The sequence below is a fragment of the Polaromonas sp. genome (genome assembly GCF_039932935.1).
GTDB lineage: Bacteria > Pseudomonadota > Gammaproteobacteria > Burkholderiales > Burkholderiaceae_C > Polaromonas.
Genome location: NZ_JBDTPB010000054.1, coordinates 1 through 5892, shown reverse-complemented (window position 1 = coordinate 5892; position 5892 = coordinate 1). Strand labels below are relative to the sequence as shown.

General features: G+C 59.3%; 5 protein-coding genes. 4 read left to right on the top strand and 1 reads right to left on the bottom strand.

The genetic code is table 11. The annotated features are described in order from the left end of the window. On the bottom strand, positions 1-1156 hold a 1156-nt coding region (locus ABI546_RS10325), incomplete at its 3' end, for an amino acid aminotransferase (protein WP_348046506.1). 204 nt (positions 1157-1360) lie between these two features. Between ABI546_RS10325 and uvrB the strand changes: the two genes are divergently transcribed. The 4 genes from uvrB to ABI546_RS10305 all read left to right on the top strand — a co-directional run. Then, positions 1361-3484, top strand: coding sequence for an excinuclease ABC subunit UvrB (gene uvrB / locus ABI546_RS10320; RefSeq protein ID WP_348046505.1), 2124 nt, complete (start codon positions 1361-1363; stop codon positions 3482-3484). A gap of 267 nt (positions 3485-3751) precedes the next feature. Next, positions 3752-4288 carry a Fe-S cluster assembly transcriptional regulator IscR gene (gene iscR / locus ABI546_RS10315; RefSeq protein WP_092128187.1) on the top strand — a complete coding sequence of 179 codons (537 nt, stop codon included), beginning with the start codon at positions 3752-3754 and terminating at the stop codon, positions 4286-4288. A 106-nt stretch (positions 4289-4394) separates the two neighbouring features. Continuing rightward, positions 4395-5612 carry an IscS subfamily cysteine desulfurase gene (locus ABI546_RS10310; RefSeq protein ID WP_348046504.1) on the top strand — a complete coding sequence of 406 codons (1218 nt, stop codon included), beginning with the start codon at positions 4395-4397 and terminating at the stop codon, positions 5610-5612. A gap of 123 nt (positions 5613-5735) precedes the next feature. Continuing rightward, positions 5736-5892: iron-sulfur cluster assembly scaffold protein (locus tag ABI546_RS10305; protein WP_348046507.1), on the top strand; the 157-nt coding region annotated here is incomplete at its 3' end.

Genomic DNA, 5892 nt, shown 5'->3' with positions numbered 1-5892 from the left:
TCTTGCTGTTGAGCGCGGCCACGCACATGCGGCCGGTGTCGGTGCCGTAGACGCCAAACGCGCTGCGCAAGCGCACCATCTGGTCCTTGGTAAGGCCCGAATAGCTGAACATGCCGATCTGTGCCGTGATGAAACCCATGTCCTGCTTGACGCCAGCGGCCTTGAGGCCGTCCACCAGCTTTTGGCGCATCGCCTTGATGCGCACGCGCATTTCGGAGAGCTCCTGCTCCCATTGCGCGCGCAGGGCAGGGGTGTTCAGGACGGTCGCAACCACGGTGGCGCCGTGAATTTGCGGGTTGCTGTAATTGGTACGGATGACGAGCTTGAGCTGCGACAGCACGCGATCGGCTTCTTCCTTGGACTCGCACAGCACCGAGAGGGCGCCGACGCGCTCGCCGTAGAGGCTGAAGCTCTTGGAGAAAGACGTTGAGACAAAAAAGCTCAGGCCCGCGGCCACAAACTTGCCGATAACGGCGCCGTCTTCGGTGATGCCATGGCCAAAGCCCTGGTAGGCCATGTCGAGGAAAGGCGTGAGCTTGCGCGCCTTGACGGTCGCGATGACCTGATCCCACTGGGCGGCGGTGATGTCATAGCCGGTCGGGTTGTGGCAGCAGGCGTGCAGCACGACGATGGTGCCTTCGGCGGCAGCATTGAGAGCCGCCAGCATGCCGTCAAAATTGACACCGCGCTTGGCCGCGTCATAGTAGGGGTAGCTTTCAACCGTGAAGCCGGCCTGGCTGAACAGTGCGCGGTGGTTTTCCCAGCTTGGGTCGGAAATCAGTACCTTGGCGTTTGGGCTCAACTTTTTCAGGAAGTCGGCGCCGATCTTCAGGCCGCCGGTGCCGCCGATGCCCTGGGCGGTGGCCACGCGGCCGCTTTTGATGGGCTCGCTTCCTTCGCCAAACACCAGTGCCTTGACTGCTGCGTCATAGGCGGCAATGCCGTCGATGGGCAGGTAGCCGCGCGGCTTGGGGGATTCCATCATCTGTTTTTCAGCCGCCTGCACGCACTGGAGCAGGGGGAGTTTGCCGTTGTCGTCGTAGTACACGCCCACGCCCAGGTTGACCTTGGCGGGATTGGCGTCGGCGTTGAACTGCTCGTTGAGGCCCAGGATGGGATCGCGCGGAGCCATTTCGACAGCGGTAAACAAAGACATGAAGAATCCTCAGAAGTGAAAAATGAAAAACGACAGAACTGGGGCGGAAGCGGAATTTAGGTCAAAAGTTGACCGGAAAAAGCGCTACAAGAGGTGTCAACAGGCATGGAGAGAGGGGCGATTGGGCTTGCAATTTCCATTTTCGTCCGAATGTCGTATTCTGTTTGGTTGCTCTGAATTTTAACGGGGCTTGATCGAGGTTTTATGCCAGAAGCTATGGAAGTCATAACCGAGGCGGTGGATTCAGCTCCAGCCGCAGGCCGGTTCGTTCGTTTCCCTGATTCGCCTTTCGAGCTGTTTCAGCCTTATCCGCCGGCGGGCGATCAGCCGACCGCAATCGAAAAACTCGTGGAGGGTATCAACGACGGTGAGGTGTTCCAGACCCTCCTCGGCGTGACTGGCTCGGGCAAGACCTTCACCATGGCCAATGTGATCGCCCGGCTGGGCCGCCCGGCCATTGTGTTTGCACCCAACAAGACCCTTGCGGCGCAGCTTTACAGCGAGTTTCGCGAGTTTTTTCCGAAGAACGCGGTTGAGTATTTCGTCAGTTACTACGACTACTACCAGCCCGAAGCCTATGTGCCGCAGCGCGACCTTTTCATCGAGAAGGACTCCGCCATCAACGAGCACATCGAGCAGATGCGCTTGTCGGCCACCAAAAGCGTGCTGGAGCGGCGCGACACCATCATCGTCGGCACGGTCAGCGCAATCTACGGCATAGGCGCCCCTGAGGATTACACGCAGATGCGCTTTATCGCGCGTATCGGCGACAAGATGGGCCAGCGCGACGTGATTGCACGGCTTATTCGCATGCAGTACACCCGCAATGACCAGGATTTTGCGCGCGGCACATTCCGCGTGCGCGGTGACGTGATCGACGTTTTCCCTGCCGAGCACTCCGAGCTGGCCATTCGCATTGAGCTGTTTGACGACGAAATCGAGTCGCTGCAGTTGTTTGACCCCCTGACGGGCCGCATCCGCCAGAAGATTCCTCGCTTTGTCGTGTATCCCAAGAGCCACTACGTCACACCTCGCGACAAGGTCATGACGGCGGTGGAGACCATCAAGCTTGAGTTGTCAGAGCGCGTGGCGCAGTTCGTCGCCGACGGCAAGCTGGTGGAAGCCCAGCGCATTGAGCAGCGTACCCGGTTTGACCTGGAAATGCTGAGCGAGATCGGTCACTGCAAAGGCATTGAAAACTACACCCGCCACCTGAGCGGCTCACCGCCCGGTTCGCCGCCGTCGACGCTGTGTGACTACCTGCCCAAGGACGCTGTGATGTTCCTGGACGAAAGCCACGTCATGATCGGCCAGCTCAACGCCATGTACAACGGCGACCGCGCGCGCAAGACTACGCTGGTGGAATACGGCTTTCGCTTGCCGAGCGCGCTGGACAACCGGCCACTCAAGTTTGAGGAGTTCGAGTCCAAAATGCGCCAGGCCGTCTTCGTTTCTGCGACGCCTGCGGCCTATGAAAATGAGCATGCGGGGCAGGTGGTGGAGCAGGTGGTACGGCCGACCGGTCTGGTTGATCCGCAAGTCGAAGTGCGGCCGGCCACACACCAGGTGGATGACGTGCTGCAAGAGATCCGCATTCGGGTTGAGAAGAACGAACGGGTGCTGATCACCACGTTGACCAAGCGCATGGCCGAGCAACTGACCGATTACCTGAGCGACAACGGCGTGAAGGTGCGCTATCTGCACAGCGATGTGGATACGGTGGAGCGGGTCGAGATTTTGCGCGACTTGCGGCTTGGCGCGTTTGACGTGCTGGTCGGCATTAACCTGCTGCGCGAGGGGCTGGATATTCCCGAGGTGTCGCTGGTGGCGATTCTGGACGCCGACAAGGAGGGCTTTTTGCGCTCTGAACGCAGCCTGATTCAAACCATTGGCAGGGCAGCCCGAAACCTCAACGGCCGGGCGATTTTGTACGCCGACCGCATCACCGACTCGATGAAAAGAGCCATTGATGAAACCGAGCGCCGCCGCAACAAGCAGATCGCCTTCAATCTGGAGAACGGCATCACGCCGCGCAGCGTGGTCAAGCGCATCCGCGACCTGATCGACGGCGTCTATAGCGAAAAGTCCGGCAAGGAAGCCGAAAAGATCGAGATGCAAAAAGCGCTCGTGGAAGACATGAGCGAAAAGGACATCGCGCGCGAAATCAAGCGGCTGGAAAAGCAGATGGTCGAGCACGCCAAAAACCTGGAATTCGAAAAAGCCGCCCGGGTGCGGGACCAGTTGCACATCCTCAAGGAGCAGGCTTTTGGCGCGCCGGGTACCGATAATGTCGTGCCGCTGAGCGCCGCGGGCCAAGGCAAGGCTTAAGGTGATTTGACCCTCCTGGTCATTTTGCGCACCGAAATGGTGCGAAAAATGACCGGCGCTACGGGTTAGCCCTTGGGTTTTCAGCGCTCCGAGCAGGAAAAACCCTGCTTGTGTTATACTTGACGAAAACAGTCAAGAACAACACTAGAACAACAAAAAGCCCCCGCGATACCGGTTGACTGACCTGGGCGGCTGGAGGAAGAGTTCCCTGTAAGCCACAAGCTTTCAGGGTGAAAACGACAGTCAAGCCATTTAAAGGAGCTTGTTATGCGCCTCACGACCAAAGGCCGCTTTGCGGTCACTGCCATGATTGATTTGGGACTGCGCCAGAACAACGGCCCAGTCACCCTGGCTGCGATCAGCCAGCGCCAGCAAATTTCCCTGTCTTACCTCGAACAGCTCTTCGGCAAACTGCGCCGCCACGAATTGGTCGAATCCACCCGTGGCCCCGGCGGCGGTTATACGCTGGGCCGCAAGGCTTCCGAAATCACCGTGGCCGACATCATCGTGTCGGTGGACGAGCCGATCGACGCCACCCAGTGTGGCGGCAAGGAAAATTGCCTGGGCGAAGGCGGCCGCTGCATGACGCACGAGCTGTGGGCATCGCTGAACAGCCGCATGGTGGAGTTCCTGGATTCCGTGACCCTGCAAAAGCTGGTGGAAGACCAATTGGCCAAGGGCGTGGTGATCGAGAACACCCCCCAGGTCAAAAAAGCCATTTTCACGGCACCGGCTGTCAAGCCGATTCGCGTGAACGCGCCGAACTCGGTCTTCGCATTGGGCAATGCTTTCTCAAAATCCTGATGGAGCAAAGCCGTGCGTATGCCCGGCTTTATCCCTTTGTGACCCGACTGCATTGACTTCATTGATAGCGCTGCCAGCCAGCCTGTGAATTTAAAGAGCTAGCCACATGGACACCCCACACTTTCCCATCTACATGGACTACAGCGCCACGAACCCCTGCGACCCGCGGGTGGTGGACGCCATGATTCCCTGGTTGCGCGAGCACTTCGGCAACCCCGCTTCTCGCAGCCATGCCTGGGGCTGGGAAGCGGAAGCCGCCGTCGAAAAAGCGCGCGAGCAAATTGCCGACCTGATCGGTGCCGACCCGCGCGAGATCGTCTGGACCAGCGGCGCCACCGAGTCCAACAACCTGGCGCTCAAGGGCGCGGCTCATTTCTACAAGACCAAGGGCAAGCACATCATCACGGTCAAGACCGAGCACAAAGCCGTGCTCGACACCTGCCGCGAGCTGGAGCGCCAGGGTTTTGACGTGACCTACATGGATGTGCAAGCCGACGGCCTGCTCGATCTGGAGGCGCTCAAGGCGGCCATTCGCCCCGACACCATCCTCGTCAGCGTCATGTTCGTCAACAACGAAATCGGCGTGATCCAGGACATCCCGGCCATCGGCGCTTTGTGCCGTGAAAAAGGAATCATCTTTCATGTGGATGCTGCGCAGGCCACGGGCCGTGTCGACATCGACCTGGCTACCCTGCCGGTTGACTTGATGAGCCTGACCTCGCACAAGACCTACGGCCCCAAGGGCATCGGCGCCCTGTACGTGCGCCGCAAGCCGCGCGTGCGCCTGGAAGCGCAAATGCACGGCGGTGGCCATGAGCGCGGCATGCGTTCGGGCACCTTGCCCACGCACCAGTGCGTTGGTATGGGCGAGGCTTACCGCATTGCCAAGGCCGAGATGCACGAAGAGAACAAGCGCATCCGCGCCCTCCATGAGCGCATGCTCAATGGCCTCAAGGATGTGGAAGAAGTGTTCCTCAACGGTCATGCCGACAAGCGCGTACCGCACAACCTGAATATGAGCTTCAACTTCGTCGAGGGCGAGTCGCTGATCATGGGTATCAAGGGCCTGGCAGTGTCCAGTGGTTCGGCTTGCACCTCGGCCAGCCTGGAGCCCAGCTATGTGCTGCGCGCCTTGGGCCGCAGCGACGAACTGGCGCACAGCAGCCTTCGCATGACGATTGGCCGCTGGAGCACCGAAGAAGAAATTGACTACGCGGTCGCCACCATCAAGGAAAACGTGGCCAAACTGCGCGAACTTTCCCCGCTGTGGGAAATGTTCAAGGATGGTGTTGATTTGTCGACCATCCAGTGGGCTGCTCATTGAAAAATGAACACCTCCGAAGCAGCTCACGCTGCCTCCCCCTCAAGGGGGCGACACCTGTGGTCCGGCAAAGCCGGTTCCACGCTGTCACTGGAAAAGAAGCGAATTTGACGAAAGGAATTGATCATGGCTTATTCTGAAAAAGTGGTGGACCACTATGAAAACCCCCGCAACGTCGGTTCCTTTGAAAAAGGCGACGAATCGGTAGGCACCGGCATGGTCGGTGCGCCGGCTTGCGGCGACGTGATGAAGCTGCAGATCAAGGTCAACCCGGTGACGGGCG